14 protein-coding genes and 1 pseudogene are annotated in these 17,454 nt (G+C 71.8%); 5 read left to right on the forward strand and 10 right to left on the reverse strand.

All coding sequences use genetic code 11. The annotated features are described in order from the left end of the window. The first annotated feature begins 9 nt into the window (after positions 1-9). The 4 genes from ACWC5O_RS16810 (at position 10) to ACWC5O_RS16825 (ending at position 5,174) form a co-directional block, all read left to right on the forward strand. Positions 10-456 (forward strand): NUDIX hydrolase, encoded by a 447-nt coding sequence (locus tag ACWC5O_RS16810; protein ID WP_450580648.1) that lies wholly within the window; start codon positions 10-12, stop codon positions 454-456. 231 nt (positions 457-687) lie between these two features. After that, positions 688-2,442, forward strand: a complete 1,755-nt coding sequence (locus tag ACWC5O_RS16815) for a TIGR03767 family metallophosphoesterase (RefSeq protein WP_450580649.1) — start codon at positions 688-690, stop codon at positions 2,440-2,442. Positions 2,443-2,536: 94 nt separating this feature from the next. After that, on the forward strand, positions 2,537-3,655 hold the full coding sequence (locus tag ACWC5O_RS16820) for a serine hydrolase domain-containing protein (protein WP_450580650.1): 1,119 nt from the start codon (positions 2,537-2,539) through the stop codon (positions 3,653-3,655). A gap of 151 nt (positions 3,656-3,806) precedes the next feature. After that, positions 3,807-5,174 (forward strand): glycosyltransferase, encoded by a 1,368-nt coding sequence (locus tag ACWC5O_RS16825; RefSeq protein ID WP_450580751.1) that lies wholly within the window; start codon positions 3,807-3,809, stop codon positions 5,172-5,174. On the opposite strand, the pseudogene ACWC5O_RS16830 reads toward ACWC5O_RS16825, so the two are convergent. From ACWC5O_RS16830 to pepN, 3 genes and pseudogenes are all read right to left on the reverse strand, one after another. Further along, a pseudogene (locus tag ACWC5O_RS16830) lies at positions 5,124-5,534 on the reverse strand (GNAT family N-acetyltransferase); the annotation flags it as partial. The gene ACWC5O_RS16825 and the pseudogene ACWC5O_RS16830 overlap by 51 nt on opposite strands. 68 nt (positions 5,535-5,602) lie before the next feature. Then, positions 5,603-6,652, reverse strand: coding sequence for a hypothetical protein (locus tag ACWC5O_RS16835; RefSeq protein WP_450580651.1), 1,050 nt, complete (start codon positions 6,650-6,652; stop codon positions 5,603-5,605). A gap of 207 nt (positions 6,653-6,859) precedes the next feature. After that, positions 6,860-9,439: an aminopeptidase N gene (pepN, locus tag ACWC5O_RS16840; RefSeq protein ID WP_450580652.1), complete on the reverse strand. Its 2,580-nt coding sequence runs from the start codon at positions 9,437-9,439 to the stop codon at positions 6,860-6,862. 154 nt (positions 9,440-9,593) lie between these two features. On the opposite strand from pepN, the gene ACWC5O_RS16845 reads away from it, so the two are divergent. Beyond that, a complete protein-coding gene (locus ACWC5O_RS16845; protein ID WP_450580653.1) occupies positions 9,594-10,256 on the forward strand; it encodes a mycothiol-dependent nitroreductase Rv2466c family protein in 663 nt (220 codons plus the stop codon). 64 nt (positions 10,257-10,320) lie between these two features. On the opposite strand, the gene ACWC5O_RS16850 is transcribed toward ACWC5O_RS16845, so the two are convergent. From ACWC5O_RS16850 to ACWC5O_RS16880, 7 genes are read right to left on the reverse strand one after another with little or no spacing between them, the layout of a single operon-like run. Continuing rightward, positions 10,321-11,748 carry an FGGY family carbohydrate kinase gene (locus tag ACWC5O_RS16850; protein WP_450580654.1) on the reverse strand — a complete coding sequence of 476 codons (1,428 nt, stop codon included), beginning with the start codon at positions 11,746-11,748 and terminating at the stop codon, positions 10,321-10,323. Positions 11,749-11,761: 13 nt separating this feature from the next. Continuing rightward, positions 11,762-12,784: a 2-hydroxyacid dehydrogenase gene (locus ACWC5O_RS16855; RefSeq protein ID WP_450580655.1), complete on the reverse strand. Its 1,023-nt coding sequence runs from the start codon at positions 12,782-12,784 to the stop codon at positions 11,762-11,764. Further along, complete coding sequence (locus ACWC5O_RS16860) at positions 12,781-13,854, reverse strand: ABC transporter ATP-binding protein (RefSeq protein ID WP_450580656.1); 1,074 nt, start codon at positions 13,852-13,854, stop codon at positions 12,781-12,783. Before ACWC5O_RS16860 ends, ACWC5O_RS16855 begins: the two co-directional genes overlap by 4 nt. After that, the gene (locus ACWC5O_RS16865; RefSeq protein WP_450580657.1) at positions 13,832-14,656 is read right to left on the reverse strand and encodes a DeoR/GlpR family DNA-binding transcription regulator; all 825 of its coding nucleotides are present in this window, start codon (positions 14,654-14,656) and stop codon (positions 13,832-13,834) included. The genes ACWC5O_RS16860 and ACWC5O_RS16865 overlap by 23 nt, the downstream gene beginning before the upstream one ends. Next, positions 14,656-15,747: an ABC transporter ATP-binding protein gene (locus ACWC5O_RS16870; protein WP_450580658.1), complete on the reverse strand. Its 1,092-nt coding sequence runs from the start codon at positions 15,745-15,747 to the stop codon at positions 14,656-14,658. The genes ACWC5O_RS16865 and ACWC5O_RS16870 overlap by 1 nt, the downstream gene beginning before the upstream one ends. Next, positions 15,744-16,574: a carbohydrate ABC transporter permease gene (locus tag ACWC5O_RS16875; protein ID WP_403948240.1), complete on the reverse strand. Its 831-nt coding sequence runs from the start codon at positions 16,572-16,574 to the stop codon at positions 15,744-15,746. The genes ACWC5O_RS16870 and ACWC5O_RS16875 overlap by 4 nt, the downstream gene beginning before the upstream one ends. Then, positions 16,571-17,452, reverse strand: coding sequence for a carbohydrate ABC transporter permease (locus tag ACWC5O_RS16880; protein WP_450580752.1), 882 nt, complete (start codon positions 17,450-17,452; stop codon positions 16,571-16,573). The genes ACWC5O_RS16875 and ACWC5O_RS16880 overlap by 4 nt, the downstream gene beginning before the upstream one ends. Positions 17,453-17,454 lie beyond the last annotated feature (2 nt).

The raw sequence follows: 17,454 nt of genomic DNA on the forward strand, positions 1-17,454 counted from the left end.
CGTCCGTCCATGCGACGGAAGCTGAGGGTGGCGGCCTACGCCGTGTGCGTCCGCGACGGACAGATCCTGCTCGCCCGCTCGCCCGGCCGCGACGGCACCCCCGAGTGGGTGCTGCCGGGCGGTGGTATGGAGCACGGCGAGGACCCGTACGACACCGTCCGCCGCGAGGTGGCCGAGGAGACCGGCTACCGCATCGAGGTGACCGGCCTCCTCGGCGTGGACTCCCTCAGGCTCACCGGCTCCCGCCGGTTCGGCCGCCGTACGGACCACCACGGCGTGCGGATCGTCTACGCGGGCGAGGTGAGGGACGGTGAACTCCGGCACGAGGTCGGTGGCTCCACCGACTTCGCCGCCTGGCAGGACCTGGCCGCCGTACCCGGTCTGAACCGGGTGCCGCTCATCGACACGGCGCTGCGGCTGTGGCGCGAGCGGCCGGCCGCGGGGCGGGTGGAATAGCTGCACTACCCCGGAAGATGAACACGGAGTGACCGCTGCCCGGCCGCCCGAGGAGCGGTCGTGGGCGCGAAAGGTGGCCAGAGATCCACGTACGGTGATCGGCGCTGCGCGTTGCTGTCGTGTTCACGCACAGGTCATCCCCGATGCCAAGCATCCAGAGCGAGCGGGATGTTCGCGAGAGCGATCGCCCGCGACCACTGCCGACGCGTTCGCACTCGGGGAGATCGCGCCATGTCGCGCACACGCTCTGTCGCCACCTCCGCACCGGGGGTCCACCGCCGTACCGTCCTCGCCGCCGCCGGAGCGGTCTCGCTCTCCGCGGGGGTCGGCTACGCCCTCCGCCCCACCGACAGCCAGGCCGCCGCCGCAACCGCCGGGGCGCCCGTCGCCCACTCCCGGCAGGCCGCCGCGGGGACCGCACTCGCGCCCTACACCAAGGGCACCACCCTCTCCTCCGTCGCCGCCCCCCGCACCGGCTCCGGCTACCGGCGCCTCGGCGACGGCGCGGGCTGGAAGCGGGTCGTGCGCAGCGAGCTTGCGGCCCCCAAGTCCGGCCGCGCGTCCCGCCGTACGCCCCTCGCCGCCTTCGTGCAGTTCACCGACCTGCACCTGCAGGACGTCCAGCACCCGCTGCGTCTCGAGTACCTGCGCTCCACCGACCCGCACGCCTGGCGCCCGCAGGAGGCGCTGACCGTGCAGGGCGCCATCTCACTCGTCGAGCGGGTCAACGCGCTGCGCGGCGCCCCCGTCACCGGCTCGCCGCTCCACTTCGTGATGACCACCGGCGACAACACCGACAACAACGCCCACTCCGAACTGGAGTGGTTCATGAAGGTGATGAGCGGTGGCCGCATCACCCCCAACTCCGGTGACCCACGGCACTTCGAGGGCGTGCAGAACAGCGGCCTCAAGCTGTACTGGCAGCCCGACTCCACCACCCGCGACGGCGACAAGGCGCTCGGCTTCCCTTACCTGAAGGGCTTCCTGGCCGCCGCGATCCGCGAGGTGCGCAGCCCCGGCCTCAACCTGCCCTGGTACTCCACCGTCGGCAACCACGACGCCCTCCCGCTCGGCTGCTACGGCTCCCACGGCGACCCCTACCTCGCCGAGGCGGCCATCGGCGGCAAGAAGCTGATGAACGTCACCGCCGCCGAGGCCAGGAAGATCCAGGACGCCATCAAGAACGCCACCGACCCCAAGGGCGTCGGCTACCGCGACTTCCTCAAGGCCCATGCCCGCTCGATGCGTTCGGTCACCCCGGACGAGAAGCGGGCGCCGTACACCTCCGCGGACTATCTGAAGGCCCACCTGGACCCCGCTCACCAGGGCCTCGGCCCGGTCGGCCACGGCTACTCCTCGGCGAACCTGGACGCGGGCACCCAGTACTACGCCTTCCGCGTCTCCGAGGACGTCATCGGCATCAGCCTGGACACCACCGACGCCGGCGGCCACTACGAGGGCTCCGTCGGCACCGCCCAGCTGAAGTGGCTGGAGAGGACGCTCAAGGACAACAAGGACTCCTACGCCGTCGTCTTCAGCCACCACACCAGCAAGACGATGACCAACACCCGCCCCGACCCGGCCCGCCCGGGGGAGCGCCGCCATGGCGGCGCCGAGGTGGTCTCGGTCCTGTCCGCCCACGCCAACGTGCTGGCCTGGGTGAACGGCCACATCCACAAGAACGTCATCACCCCGCACCAGGCGTCCGGCGGCCGCTCCTTCTGGGAGATCTCCACCGCCTCGCACGTCGACTACCCGCACCTCGCCCGGATCATCGAGCTGGTGGACAACAAGGACGGCACGATCTCCCTGTTCACCACCCTGATCGAGTCCGCGGCCCCGCACCGCACCGACTTCGCCGACCTCTCCCAGACCGGCCTCGCCGCCCTCTACCGCGAGCTGGCCTACAACGCCCCCGGCGCCAGGACGACCCTCGCGGGCGCCGCGGCCGACCGGAACACCGAGCTGGTGCTCAAGAAGGGCTGATATTCACTCAACCGGCCCACAGGCAGGCAACCTTCGCACACCACCACAGGTCCCTCCCCCCGACCGAACCGAACGGCACAGTTTGGGGGAAGACATGCGCGCACGTACGACCCTGGTGGGCGCCACCGCACTGCTCCTGTCGGCGGCCCTGGCGGGCCCGGCCTTCGCGGCCGGCCCCGCCACGGGCGGGCACTTTGCCACACGCAAGGCGATCGAGGCGGCCGTCCAGGCCGGTGTGCCCGGCGTGACCGCCACCGCGAAGGACACCCACGGCACCTGGTCCACGACGGCCGGTGTGGGCGACACCCGCACGGGCGAGCCGCGCTCGACGGCCGACCGCTACCGCGTCGGCAGCATCACCAAGACCTTCGTCTCCACCGTCCTGCTCCAGCTGGAGGCGGAGGGCCGGCTGTCGCTCGACGACGCGGTGGAGAAGTGGCTGCCCGGGGTGGTGCACGGCCACGGCCACGACGGGAGCCGTATCACCGTCCGCCGGCTCCTCAACCACACCAGCGGCATCTACAACTACACCTCCGACGAGGACTTCGGCCGCACCTACTTCACGAAGGACGGCTTCTTCGCGCACCGCTACGACACGCTCACTCCGCGCGACCTGGTCGCGATCGCGATGAAGCACGAACCGGACTTCGCGCCGGGCACGTCCTGGCGGTACTCCAACACGAACTACGTCGTGGCCGGCATGGTGATCGAGAAGGTGACGGGTCACTCGTACGCCGACGAGATCACCCGCCGCGTCATCCGCCCCCTGCACCTGACGGCGACCTCCCTCCCCGGCACGCGGGTCACCGTCCCGCGGCCCAGCAGCCGCGCCTACTCGAAGTTCACCGAGACGGCGCCGGGCCCGTCGTACGACGTCACGAAGCTCAACCCCTCCTTGGCCTCCTCGGCCGGCGAGATGATCTCGAACTCCGCCGACCTGGACCGCTTCTACAGCGCCCTCCTGCGCGGCAGGCTGCTCCCGCCCCGGCAGCTGAAGGAGATGAAGACCACGGTGAAGGGTGCCGGGTACGGCCTCGGCCTCGCGGACTACGAGCTGAGCTGCGGTGTCCACGTCTGGGGCCACGACGGCGGCATCCACGGCTCCGCCTCCGCGGCGGTGACGACGGCCGACGGCCGCCACTCCCTGGCGGTCAACTTCAACGGGGACTGGGCCGGGGACATGATCGCCGTGGTGGAAGGGGAGTTCTGTTAGCCAACGTTTCATTCGCGTAGTTCTGTGTTAACGCGTACGTAATGTCCATACCGCCTCATATCGGCTAACCCGCTGTGGACGGGGTTGGCTCGATCTTCTCGATCATTTATGCAAGGCGGGTGGTCGTGTGCGTACGAGGCACGGACTGCGTGTGCTGTCGGTCTACGAGGGCTTCTTCTCCGGAGGAGCCAGGATCGTGCACAGTGACGTCGTACTGGGACTGGCCGAGGGCGGCCAGTCCCACCAGATACTCAGCATCCATGGTGAGGTCCACCGCGAGGCCACCCGGCAGCGCATGGAGGACGACCACTGCTACCGCGCGCTGACGGCCGGCGAGGTCGGCGTCACCTCGCTGGGCCGCACCGCCGGCCTGGTGGACGGCGCGGTCGCGGCGTCCGTTTTCAGCGGACCGGAGCTGGCCGAAACCGCCAGGGCCATGGCCGGGGCGGATGTGATCCTCTCCCTCAAGGAGCAGCCGCTCGCCCTGCTGAACCAGGCCGGGCTGCCCCGCCGCCCGGTCGTGGTCTGCCTGCACCGCTCCGACCCCGAGAACCAGGGCCCCGCCCTGGACGAGCTGAAGGCCGCGATCGCCGACGGCACGGTGGCGGCGTGCGTGTGCTGCGCCGAGTCGACGCGTGCCGCCTACGAGGCCGCCGGCATCCCGGCCGACCGGCTGCACGTGATCCCCAACGGCGTCGACCTGCTCCGCTTCCGCCCGGACCCGGCGGCCCGGCAGGCCCTCCGTGCGTCCCTGGGCGTTCCGGCCGCCGCCCCGGTGGTGGTCTTCGCGGCCCGGTACGCGCAGATGAAGAACGTGCCCCTCTTCCTCCGGGCGGCCCGCGCGTGGCTGGCGCGCGAGCCCGAGGGGCACGTCCTGATGTGCGGCGCGGGCATGACCGACGGGAACCCGGCCCTGTGGGCCGACATCGAGACCGCGCTCGGGGAGGACCGGCGACTCGCGGAAAGGATTCGGCTGCTCGGCGTACGGCACGACATGGAGGCCGTCTACGCGGGCTCCGACGTCGTCGCCCTGACCTCCGTCTCCGGGGAGGCGGCGCCGCTGTGCCTGATCGAGGGCATGATGTGCGGCGCCGTCCCGGTGACGACGGACGTCGGCGACAGCGCGGCGATCGTCACCGGCCACGGCTTCGTCACCCCGCCCGACCCGGGCGCGATCGCCCTCGCCTGGTCGGCGGCGATCGCGGGCCGCGCCCAGCTGGCTCCCGCCCTGGAACGCAGCCGTGAGCGCTTCAGCCGTACCCGCATGGTCGCCGCGTACGCCGCGCTGCTCGACGACGTGTACGCCTCACACGTGGGCGGGCAGCCGGTCGCCGCGCAGCACGCTGTAGGCGACGCCGTCGCGCCACTTGCCGTCCCGGAAGACGATGCCGCGCAGTACGCCCTCGCGCGTGAAGCCGGCCTTCTCCAGGGCCCGCTGCTCGGCGATGTTCTCGGCCTCGGTGTCCGCCTCGATCCGCATCACGGGGGTGTGGGCGAAGAGGTGGCGGACGAGCTGTAGCTGGGCCCGGGTGCCGATCCCGCGCCCGCAGGCCTCGGGCAGCAGCTGGGCGCCGATGTTCCAGCAGTGGGTGGAGGGCGAGACGACGCGCTTGCGCCAGGCGACGAACCCGAGCGGGTCGGCGGCGGCCTCCACCATCAACAGGCCGCCGTCCTCGCCCAGCAGCCCGTTCTCGGCGAAGCGGCGCCGGAACCGCCCGGGGTCCGACCAGCCGTACCACTGGAACGGTCCGGCGGTCTCCGGCTCCAGCAGGAACCGTTCCAGCACGGTCAGGTCGTCCTCGCGGGCGGGACGCAGTACGACGGCTTCATCGCTCATCCCGTCACAGTAACGCGCATGCATGCGACGGGAGTTGGGCATGAAGAGGGGCCACCGGCGTCGCCCCGGTGGCCCCTCCTCTCCCCTCCTGGTGCGTGCCCGGTCCGTCACTACCGGGGCAGCGCCACGACATAGGCGGCCGGGTCGCGGTCGCCGGATGCCATCAGGGCCGTGCGGACCACCGTCGCCTGTTGCTCCAGGGACTCCCGGAGCTTCTTGGGGGTGATGTAGACGACCGTGATGCCCAGGCGTTCCAAGTGCTCGCGCTTGCGCGCGTATTCCGACCAGAGGGCGTCGTCGTCCTGCCGATGGCCTTGGCGGGGTGCCCGGGTGTCCAGTTCGACCGCGACCGCCTGCTCGGGCCAGTACGCGTCCAGGCCGCCGAGGTGGGGGCCGCCGGGCAGGCGCAGGTCCACGTTCCAGACCGGGTCGGGCAGGCCGTACTCGGCGACCATCCGGTAGAGGCGGTCCTCCGCGATCGCCCGGCCCTCGGCCAGCAGCGAGTTCACCGCGTTCACCACGTGCGGACGGTTCACCAGCTTGGCCTGGGTCAACTCCCGTACCACGGCCGCCGGTTCGCAGTGTGCGGCGCGTACCGCCTCGGTCAGCAGCCGGCGTACCGCGCCCGCGTCCGTCAGCTCCGCCACCGCGTCCGCCAGCGCGCGCGGCACCGGCGCCACCGGCAGGCCCGTCACCGCGCAGGCGGTGGGCAGGGAGGGGGTGCGCAGGACGCGGACGTAACCGCTGGAGCGCAGCCGGCGCGGGCGGGGGATCAGCACGTCGACGCGGTCCAGGGAGAGGAGCGGCGGGGTGGAGGAGAACCCGTGCAGGGTGAGGGCCGCCAGGCCCGTGATGACGGCGTCCTCGTACACCGGGCGGTGCGGCTCGCCGGCCGTGGGCTGGGCCGGGACGCCCGGGGCCGACTCCCGCGCCGCGTACAGCAGGGCCCCGTGGAGTCGCTCCTCGCTCGTCGCCGGGCCGGGGCGGAGCAGGACCACGCCGGGCAGCAGCTGCTGCCAGGGGCCGCCGGGACGGCACTGTTCGTTCAGCTCGGCCGTGGAGACACCGTGGGAGCGGAGCTGGCCCGCCGTCAGAACACGGCGGTGGACCTCGGAGAGGTGACGGAGGGGGCGGGGGGAGAGCGGGGTGTTGTGCGTCATGGCGTCGGGATTCCCGCGCCCTGTCCCCTCTTTAACCGCTGTTACACGGCCGTCGATAAATGCAGACAAGGCGGTACTAAAGGACGCGTGTTCGGGTGCCGAGTAGGGACGGAAAACCCCTGGTCCAATCGGGTGCGGACCAGGGGTTACGGCTGCTATTGCCTGAATTCCGTAACGGTCACCGACCGGGAAAGCTCAGGCCAAGGATCAGGCTCCGGCGGCCTGAGTGTCGCACGCCTGTGCGCGCAGTGACCGCGCCAGGTCGTCCCGCGCCTCCAGCACCAGCCGGCGCAGCGCGGGCGCCGCGTCCGCGTGGGCCGTAAGCCACGCGTCCGTCGCGTCCAGCGTCTCCTGCCGGTCCTGGAACCCGGGGAACAGGCCCCGTACGACGTCCATGCCGATCTGGATCGACCGCTCCTGCCACACCCGCTCGATCGCCGCGAAGTACTTCTCGGCGTACGGTGCCGTCAGCTCCCGCTGCGAGGGCTGGTCGAAGCCCGCGATCGTCGCCTCCACCAGTGCGTTCGACAGGGCGTCGGACTCCACGACCTGCGCCCAGGCCTGCGCCTTGACCGCGGCCGACGGGCGCGCGGCCAGGCAGCGGACCTGGTGGCGCTTGCCGGACGCCGTGTCGTCGCGGGCCAGTTCGGCCGCGAGGACGGACTCGTCGGCCACCCCGTGGGCCGCCAGCGGCTCCAGGAACGCCCAGCGCAGCTCCTGGTCCACGTCCAGGCCCTCGACCGTCTCCGTGCCGTCCAGCAGGCCCTTCAGCAGCGCGAGGTCCGTCTCGCCGGAGGCGACCGCCGCGAAGAAGCGCGCCCAGGCCAGCTGGTGCTCGCTGCCGGGCTCGGCCGCCTGCAGCTCCCGCAGCGCGCTCTCGGCGAGCAGCTCCTCGCCGGTGGCCCGCCACTCGGGCGCCGCGTAGTGCACCAGCGCCGAGTTCGCCCACGCATGCAGCATCTGCAGCACGCCGATGTCGGACTCCCGGCCCGCGAACCGCAGCACCAGGTCCACGAAGTCCCGTGCCGGCAGCAGGGCGTCGCGGGTCAGGTTCCACAGCGCCGACCAGCACAGGGCGCGCGCCAGCGGGTCGGTGAGCGCGCCGAGGTGCTCGCGCAGGGTGGCCAGCGAGGTCTCGTCGAAGCGGATCTTGCAGTAGGTCAGGTCGTCGTCGTTGACCAGCGCCAGCTCCGGGGCCTCGGCGCCGGCCAGCTCCGCCACGACCGTGCGCGGACCCTCGACGTCCGTCTCCACGCGCGCGTACCGCTCCAGGGCGCCCTCGGGCGTACGGCGGTAGAGGCCCACGGCGACCCGGTGCGGGCGCTCCTCGGGGTGCGACTCCGGCGCCTCCTGCACCACCGCCAGCTCGGCCACCCGGCCCTCGGCGTCCAGCAGCACCTGCGGGGTCAGCGAGTTCACCCCGGCCGTCTGCAGCCAGGAGCGGGCCCACGCGGACATGTCCCGGCCGCTGGTCTCCGCCAGCACCGACAGCAGGTCGCCCAGGCGCGTGTTGCCGTACGCGTTCCGCTTGAAGTAGCGGCGGGCGCCCTCCAGGAACGCGTCCTGGCCGACGTACGCCACCAGCTGCTTGAGCACGGAGGCGCCCTTGGCGTACGTGATGCCGTCGAAGTTGAGCTTGGCGTCCTGCAGGTCGCGGATGTCCGCGGTGATCGGGTGCGTGGAGGGCAGCTGGTCGGCGCGGTAGGCCCAGGCCTTGCGGCGGTTGGCGAAGGTGATCCAGGCATCGGTGAAGCGGGTCGCGCCGACGTTCGCGAACGTGCCCATGAAGTCCGCGAAGGACTCCTTCAGCCACAGGTCGTCCCACCACACCATGGTGACCAGGTCGCCGAACCACATGTGCGCCATCTCGTGCAGGATGACGTTGGCCCGCGCCTCGTAGGAGGCCTGCGTCACCTTCCCGCGGAAGATGTACTCCTCGCGGAAGGTCACCATCCCCGGGTTCTCCATCGCGCCCAGGTTGTACTCGGGCACGAACGCCTGGTCGTACTTCCCGAACGGGTACGGGTAGTCGAAGTGCTCGTGGAAGAAGTCCAGGCCCTGCTTGGTGACCAGGAAGACGTCGTCGGCGTCGAAGTAGGGCGCGAGTCCCTTGCGGCACAGGGCGCCGAGCGGGATCTCCAGCTTCGTCCCGTCCTCGAGGGTGCGCTCGTAGGAGTCCGTCACATAGTGGTACGGCCCCGCCACCACGCACGTGATGTACGTCGAGATCGGCTTGGTCTCCGCGAACCGCCAGGCGCCGTCGGTCTGTTCGCCGGCGCCGTTGCTCCACACCGTCCAGCCCTCGGGCGCCTGCACCTCGAAGCGGTACGGCGCCTTCAGGTCCGGCTGCTCGAAGTTCGTGAAGACACGGCGGGCGTCGGCCGGCTCGTACTGGGTGTAGAGGTAGACCTCGCCGTCCTCGGGGTCCACGAAGCGGTGCATGCCCTCGCCGGTGCGGGAGTAGGCGCACTGCGCGTCGACCGTCAGCTCGTTCTCGGCGGCCAGGTCCTCCAGGGCGATCCGGGTGCCGTCGAAGACCTCGCCCGGGTCCAGGTCCTTCCCGTTGAGCGTGACCGACGTCACGCTCGGCGCGACCAGGTCGGCGAACGTGGACGCGCCCGGCTCGTTGCAGCGGAACCTGATCGTGGTCACCGAGCGGAAGGTGCGCGGCTCGCCGTCCCCGTCGCCCACGGCGGAACGCAGGTCCAGCGCCACCTCGTACCCGTCGACGGACAGCAGGGCGGCCCGCTCCCGGGCCTCGTCGCGGGTCAGATTCTCACCGGGCACGGGCGGCACTCCCTTGTGATCGCTTGGATGGGGTGGATTTGGATGGGGTGGATCAGGACCGATCCTGCCACGCACTCCTGACACGGGGTACCAGGGAATGGCGGTGGCGAAGGGAATGTTGACCTTTCAAAAGCCCGTTTCGCTGAGGAGAAGCATGTCCGAGACCGTGACCACGAGCGGCAAGACCCCCGTGGACTTCTGGTTCGACCCGCTGTGCCCTTGGTCCTGGATGACCTCCCGCTGGGTGCTGGAGGTGGAGAAGGTCCGCGAGATCGAGGTCCGCTGGCACATCATGAGCCTCGCCGTCCTCAACGAGAACAAGCTGGACGAACTGCCCGAGGGGTACCGGGAGATGCTCGCCGTCAAGGCGTGGCAGCCGGTGCGCGTGGTCACCGCGGCGTGGCAGAAGCACGGCGCGGACGTCCTCGGCCCCCTCTACACCGCGCTCGGCACCCGCTTCCACAACAACGGCGAGGGCGCGACGCCGGAGGCCATCGCCGGTGCGCTCGCGGACGTCGGCCTGCCCGCCGAGCTGATCGAGTACGCCGAGCAGAAGGACTTCGAGTTCGACGCCGAGCTGCGCGCCTCCCACAAGGAGGGCATCGAGAAGGTCGGCCAGGACGTCGGCACCCCGGTCATCGCGGTCCCGGGCCCCGACGGCGAGCAGATCGCCTTCTTCGGCCCGGTCGTCACCCCCGCCCCCAAGGGCGAGGAGGCGGCCCGCTTGTGGGACGGCACCCTCGCCGTGGCCTCCGTCCCCGGCTTCTACGAGATCAAGCGGACCCGCACCAAGGGCCCGGACTTCAGCAACCTGTAGGTCCTGCACCTGTAGGTCCTGACCTGTAGGTCCTGAACCTGTGAGTCCTGCCGAACGGGCCCGGTCAGCGCCGGGCCCGTTGCCGTGCCTCCGCCAGTCGCCCGAGGTGCTCCTCGTACCCCTTCGCGTAGTACGCGGCCCGGTCCGCGTCCGGCTCGACGACACGGGTCGGCTCGGTCCAGGCCGCCGCGTCCAGGGCCGTGCCGAACCGCTCGGCCGCCGCCAGCACCGCGCCCCGCGCGCCCACCTCGCCCTCCACCACCCGCAGCGGGCGGCCCAGCACGTCCGCCAGGAGCCGCATCCAGGCGGGGCTGCGGGTGCCGCCGCCGCACACCGCCAGCGTTCCGGTCAGGCCCGCCGCCGCCAGGCAGTGCCGGGCCGCGTAGCCGATCCCCTCGCAGGTGGCGCGGATCAGGTCGGCGGGCGTCGACTCCAGCGAGACACCGGTGAGTTCGGCCCGCAGCCGGGGCTCCACGAAGGGGGCGCGCTCGCCGGAGGGCGCGAAGTACGGCAGCACGCGCACCCCGTGGGCGCCCGGCGGGGTGGCGGCCAGCAGGGCGTCGACCTCCTCGTGCCGCACGCCCGTCGTGTTCAGCACCCAGTCCAGGGCCGCCGTGCCGACCATCGCCGGCAGCGCGCGCAGCCAGTGACCTGGCCGGTCGGTGGAGATGTACAGGCCGGCCGGTTCGCCGCCGAGGTCCAGGTCGGTGGTGGCGACCAGCGCGGCCAGGCAGGTGCCGACGATCAGCAGACCGTCACCGGGCGCGGTGACGCCCGCGCCGAGCGCACAGGCCGGCAGGTCGTACGGTCCGTTCGCCAGCCGGGTGCCGGGCGGCAGCCCCACGCCGCGCGCCGCGCCCGTCGCCACCGGATCGCTGACCGGCGCGAGCAGGCCCCGGCGGTGGGTGAGGCCGAGCAGCTCCACGACCCGGTTGTCGTAGGACCGGGTGCGCGGGTCCAGGAACGGCATCGACGCGTCCGACACGTCCGTCACCGCCCGCGCCGCGCCGGTCAGCCGCTGGAAGACCATGTCCTTGCAGTAGACGGCCGCCGCGGCCGCCTCCAGGGCCTTCGGCTCGTACCGGTCCAGCCACGCCAGCAGCGGGCCCGGACAGCCCGGGAACATCGCGCCGCCGGTGCGCCGGAAGACGGTCTCGAAGGTGCCGTCCGCCAGCCACTGGTCGACCAGTTCATGGGCCCGGCCGTCCATCCAGGAGGCCGCCGGCCGCACCGGCCGGCCCGCCGCGTCCACCAGCCACACCCCGTCGCCCTGCCCGGTCAGCCCGGCCAGCTCCACCGGCTCCGGCACCCGCGCGGTCAGCGCCCCCAGTACGGCGACGACCGCCCCGTACACCTCCTCCATGTCCTGCTCCACGGCCCCGCCGCGCAGGTCGAGCCCCACCGGCCGTGCCTCGACGGCCAGTTCGCGCCCACCGCCGTCGAAGGCGGCGGCCTTCACCATGGACGTGCCCACATCGATCCCGATGTACATGAACGGCTCCCCTTCACGTCAGACAGTGCGCGAGCGGCTCCCCGCGCACCCAGCGGCCCACCTCGGCGGCGGCGATCCGGGCCGCCTTCTCCGCGACCGCCCGGCTGGCCCCGCCCAGGTGCGGGGTGAGCACGACGCGGTCGGCGAGGCCCGGCAGCCGGGAGTCCGGCGGGAGCGGTTCGCGGGCGTAGGTGTCCAGGGCCGCCGCCGCGAGCCGCCCGCCCTCCAGTGCGTCGCACAGCGCGTCCTCGTCCAGCAGCGGCCCCCGGGCCGCGTTGACCACCACCGCTCCGGGCGGCAGCAGAGCCAGTTCGCGGGCGCCGATCAGACCGCGGGTCTCGTCGGTGAGCCGGGCGTGCAGGGTGATGACGGCGGAGCGGCGCAGGAGGTCGTCCAGCGAGGACACGCGCAGCCCGTGCACCTCCCCGCGCACGTAGGGGTCGTACACCATCACCCGCGCCCCGAAGGCGCACAGCACCCGGGCCACCCGGCTGCCCACCGCGCCGTAGCCGACGAGTCCGACCGGCAGGTCCTCCAGCTCCAGGCCGCTGTGCTCGTAGGTGTAGTACGCCGACCCGGCCCAACTCCCCTCGCGGGCGAGGAGTTCATGGGCCTGGGGGATGCGGCGCAGGGCGGCGAGGAGCAGGCCGACGGTGAACTCGGCGGTGGCGGCGGCGTTGCGGCCGGGCGCGAAGCACACCCGGACGTCGTGCCGCCCGGCCGCGTCCAGGTTGACGTTGACCGGACCGCCCCGGCAGACCACGACCAGCCGCAGCTCCGGGCAGGCGCCGAGGACGCGTTCGGTGACCGGGCCCATCTGCGTGACCAGGACCTGCGCACCGGCGAGGGCGCCGATCAGCTCGTCCTCGGCGTCACTGGCCTCGCTCACCTCGGCGACCGGCCCGAAGGGTTGCAGAGGCCAGCCGAGGGTCAACTCCCGTACGTCACAGGCGGCTTCCTTCCCGAGGGCGGCCGTGATGAGGGACGGCAGGACGAAGTGGTCGCCGGCGGCCACCACACGCACACTGGAGGTCATCGCAGGGTGTCTCCCGTCTCGGCGTCGAAGACATGGGTGAGTCCGGCCGCCACCCGGACCCGTTCGTCGTGCGCGAGGCGGACCTCGGGCCCGGTGAGCACCACCAGGTGCCGCTCCACCCCGTCGAGGGCGAGCGTGGCGATGCCCGACTCCAGCAGGGGTTCGTGGGCCACGACCCGGGCGGGGATGCCGTCGGCGCCGGTGAGGCTCAGGTCCTCGGGGCGGATGCCGACCACCACGGCCCGGCCCTCGGCCGCCGGCACCGGTAGCGCGATCCGCACCCCGGCGGACAGGCGCGCGTGGCCGCCGGCGGTGGCGGTGCCGGGCAGCAGGTTGATCGCGGGCTCGCCGACGAAGTCCGCCACGAAGGCGGAGGCGGGGCTGTCGTAGATCTCGTAGGGCGTGCCGAGCTGCTGGATCGCACCGTCCCGCATGACGGCGATCCGGTCGGCGAGGGACAGGGCCTCCTCCTGATCGTGCGTGACCAGGATCGTGGTGTGGCCCAGGTCGCGCTGGATGCGCTTGAGCTCCCGGCGGGTGGTGTCGCGCTGGGCCGCGTCCAGATGGGACAGCGGCTCGTCCAGGAGCAGGACGTCCGGTTCCCGGATCAGCGCGCGGGCCAGGGAGACGCGCTGCTTCTGCCCGCTGGACAGTCCGGCCGGGCGGGCGTCGAGGACGTCGGTGAGGCCGACCCGCTCGGCGATCTCGGCGACCTTGCGCCGCACGTCCCCCCGAAGGCTTCTCCGCCGGGCCTTGAGCCCGAACGCCAGGTTCTCCGCGACCGTCAGCGGCGGATACAGCGCGTAGTTCTCGAAGGCGACACCGATGTTCCGCTCCTGTGCCGGACGGCCGACCACGGAGGCGCCCCCTACCAGGATGTCCCCGCCGGTCACCGCCTCAAGACCCGCGATCATCCGCAGCGTGGTGGACTTGCCGCAGCCCGACGGGCCCAGCAGTCCGAGGAGTTCACCGGACGTCAGACCCAGGTCCAGGCCCCGGACCGCCTCCACCGCCGGGCGGCCCCGCGCTCGGTACGTCTTGCGCAGCTCACGTAACTCCAGCGCGGTCATCGCCCTCCCTCGGATCCGTGGCGCACACCTCGTAGCGCACCTTGTGCTCGTCCAGGTCGCGCAGCGCCCGCGGTGACGCCCCGTCGTCCACCAGCAGCAGGTCGAAGCGGGAGAGCGGGGCGACCCGGTGCAGGGCGACCCGGCCCAGCTTGGTGTGGTCGACCAGCAGCACGTTGCGCGCGGCCGCGTCGAGCATCGCCCGCTTCACGGAGACGATGTGCTGCTCCTGGTGGTAGGCGTAGCCGCCGTGCACGCCCGACGTCGACACGAAGCCCACGTCCACCCGCAGCTGCTCGACCGCCTCCACGCAGGACACCCCGAGGAAGGAGGAGTGCAGCTGGTCGTAGTCGCCGCCGAGGGCCATCAGATGGATGCCCCGCCGGCCGGCGAGGAGGTTGATCGCCTCCAGGAAGTTGGTGACGACCGTGAGCGGGGTGATCTCGCCGAGCCGCAGCCGGCGGGCTATCTCCAGGGTGGAGGTGGAGTCGTCGAGGAGGATCGCCATGCCGGGCTCTATGGACTTCAGCGCCCGCTCGGCGAGCGCGGCCTTCTGCGGGCGCATGGTCTTCAGCCGGTACTGCACGTTCGACTCGAACACCCCGGACGGCTGCGCGGTCACCCCGCCCCGGAACTTCCTTACGATGCCCTGCCGTTCGAGTTCGTCCAGGTCCCGGTGGATGGTCATCAGGCTCACCCCGAAACGCTCGGCCAGCTCGGCCGCGGAGGCCGAGCCCTCGGCCAGCACGAGTTCGGCCATGGCGGCCTGCCGGGCCGCGGGTCCCTGCTGTGCACCTGTGCTCATCACGTGCTCTTCCCGATCCGTCGTCCTGGACGCCCTGGCCGGTCGGCCTCGAACACCAGCAGGTTCTCAGGCCGGACGGCCGGGCGGACCGGTTCGTCGGGACGCAGCCCGGCCGCCTCGCTGCGGGGCGCGACGAGCGACAGGTGCTGCGCGCCGATCCGCACGGTGACCTCGACGGACCGGCCGAGCACCTCGGTGACGTAGACGGACCCGGAGAGCCGGTGGCCGTCCCCGGCCAGGGAGACGTCCCGGGGCCGTACCCCGACCAGCACCTCGCTGCCGGCGGGCGCCCGCACGGGGAGCGGCAGTTCGACCGCGCCGTCCGCCGACCGGAAGGCGCCGGTCTCCGTCGCCGTCCCCGGCAGCAGATTGATCCGCGGCCGCCCGAAGGCCCGCGCGACCTCGGTGTCGCAGGGGCGGTACCAGATGTCCTCCCGGGTGCCGGTCTGCACGACCCGCCCGTCCCGGACGACCCCGATCCGGTCCCCGAGCGCCAGCGCCTCGACGGAGTCATGGGTGACGTAGAGCGTGGTGGTGCGCCGGACGGCCCCGATCGCCTTCAGCTCGGCCCGCATCTGCTGGCGCAGCTTGGCGTCCAGGTGGGAGAGGGGCTCGTCGAGGAGGAAGGCGCGGGCCGGACGGACCAGCGCCCGGCCGAGGGCGACCCGCTGCCGCTGCCCGTTGGACAACTGCCCCACAGACCGGTCCAACAGCCCGCTGATACCGAGCAGTTCAGCGATCGCTCCGACCTGCTCCCGGGCCTCGGCGGCGGGCAGCCGGTGCCGCGGGGAGCGCAGCGGCGAGACGAGGTTGTCGTACACCGAGCGGTGCGGATAGAGCGCGTAGCTCTCGAAGCACATGGCCACACCCCGGTCGCAGGGCTCCACGTCCCGCACGTCCCGCCCGTCGATCTCGACGGTCCCGGAGTCGGGCCGCTCCAGACCGGCGACGGTCTTCAGCGTGGTGGTCTTGCCGGCCCCGGACGGCCCGAGCAGACAGAAGAACTCGCCCTCCTCCACTCGCAGTTCGATCCCGTCGAGGGCGGTCGTCCGGCCGTAGGACTTGTGGACGTCCCGCAGCGCGACGCTCACGACTTCACCGCCCCGAACGACAGCCCGCGCACCAGATACCGCTGGATGGTCAGCGCCAGCAGCAGCGGCGGTACGACGGAGACCAGCGCGGCCGCGGCCGTCAGGTTGTACTTGGGCCGGTCGCCGCCCAGGAAGGACAGCGCGCCCACGGTCACGGTCTGCGCCGAGCTGGAGGTGAGGATCAGCGGGAAGACGAAGTTGTTCCAGGCGAAGATGAACGCCAGCAGCGACACGGCCGCGATGCCCGGCTTCACCAGGGGCAGGGCCACCTTGAAGAAGGCCTGCTTGCGGGAGTAGCCGTCGAGCAGCGCGGCCTGCTCCAGCTCCGGGGTGAGATCCGCGAAGTACGACCGCATGATCCACACCACCAGCGGCAGCGTGACCAGTTGCAGCACCCACACCATGCCGACGTACGTGTCGAACAGCCCCAGCTTCTGGTAGAGCACGAACAGCGGGATGATCACGGTGAGTTCGGGCGCGAACCGGAAGGACAGCAGCGTGAACATCAGGTTCTCCGAGCCCCTGAACCGCCAGCGCGCCGAGGCGTACGCCGCCGGCAGCCCGACCACCAGCGAGAGCGCGACCGCGCCCACCGACACCACCAGGCTGTTGACGAAGAACCGCACGAAGGGGATGCCCTCGCTGTCGCCCAGCACGGTCCGGTAGGAGTCCAGCGTCGGGGTGAACGAGAAGTAGGTGCTGAAGAGCTGGTCGGCCGGCTTCAGGGACAGGATCACCATCCAGGCGACCGGGAAGAGCGCGAAGAGGAAGTAGAGGACCAGGGCGGCATCGGCCAGCCACCCCGACAGGCGCTTCTTGTACGTCACTTGACCTCGGCCGCCTTCCGCTGGATGCGCCCCAGATGCCGGACGAGGACCATCGCGGCCAGGTACACCACGGCCCACAGCACGATCGTGTAGCTGATCCCGAAGGAGTACCGCTGGAAGCGGATCGCCTCCAGATACGCCCGGATCTGCAGGACGACCGTGGAGTCGCCCGGACCGCCCTCCGTCAGGGCGTAGATGATGTCGAAGACCTTCAGCGAGTCCATGAACCGGAAGATCACCGCGACCAGTACGTACGGCCACAGCATCGGCAGGGTGAGCCGGCGGAAGGTGTACCACCAGCCGGCGCCGTCCACGGCCGCCGCCTCGAAGGGGGAGGCGGGCAGCGACCGCAGACCGGTCAGCGCCAGAATCGCCACGAACGGGGTGTAGACCCAGACGTCCACCGCGATCGACGACAGCAGGGCGCCCGTGGGCGTGTCCGTCCACTGCACTCCGCCGAGCCCGAACGGCCTCAGCAGGTGGTTGACCACGCCGACCGACGGCTGGAGCATCAGCTTCCAGATGATCGCGGCGATCACCGGGGCGATCATCAGGGGCAGAATCAGGATCTTCTCCAGGATCCGGCCGACCAGGGACGAGCGGTGCAGGAGCAGGGCGACGGCGACCCCGAGCACGGTCTCCACGGCAGCCGCGCCGACCGCGTACAGGACGGTCACCCAGGCCGAGTTCCAGAAGGCGTCCTGCGTGAAGACCGTCTCGTAGTTGTGCAGCCGGACCATGTCGGGCTGCGGCTTGCTCGCCGAGAAATCGAACAGCGTGTAGTACAGGCCGAGCGCGAACGGGTACAGAATCCCGCAGGTCAGCAGCAGCGCCGGGACGACGAGGACGTACGGCCGCAGGGCGGCCCGCCAGCCCATCG

The organism is Streptomyces sp. NPDC001450 (assembly GCF_053597295.1).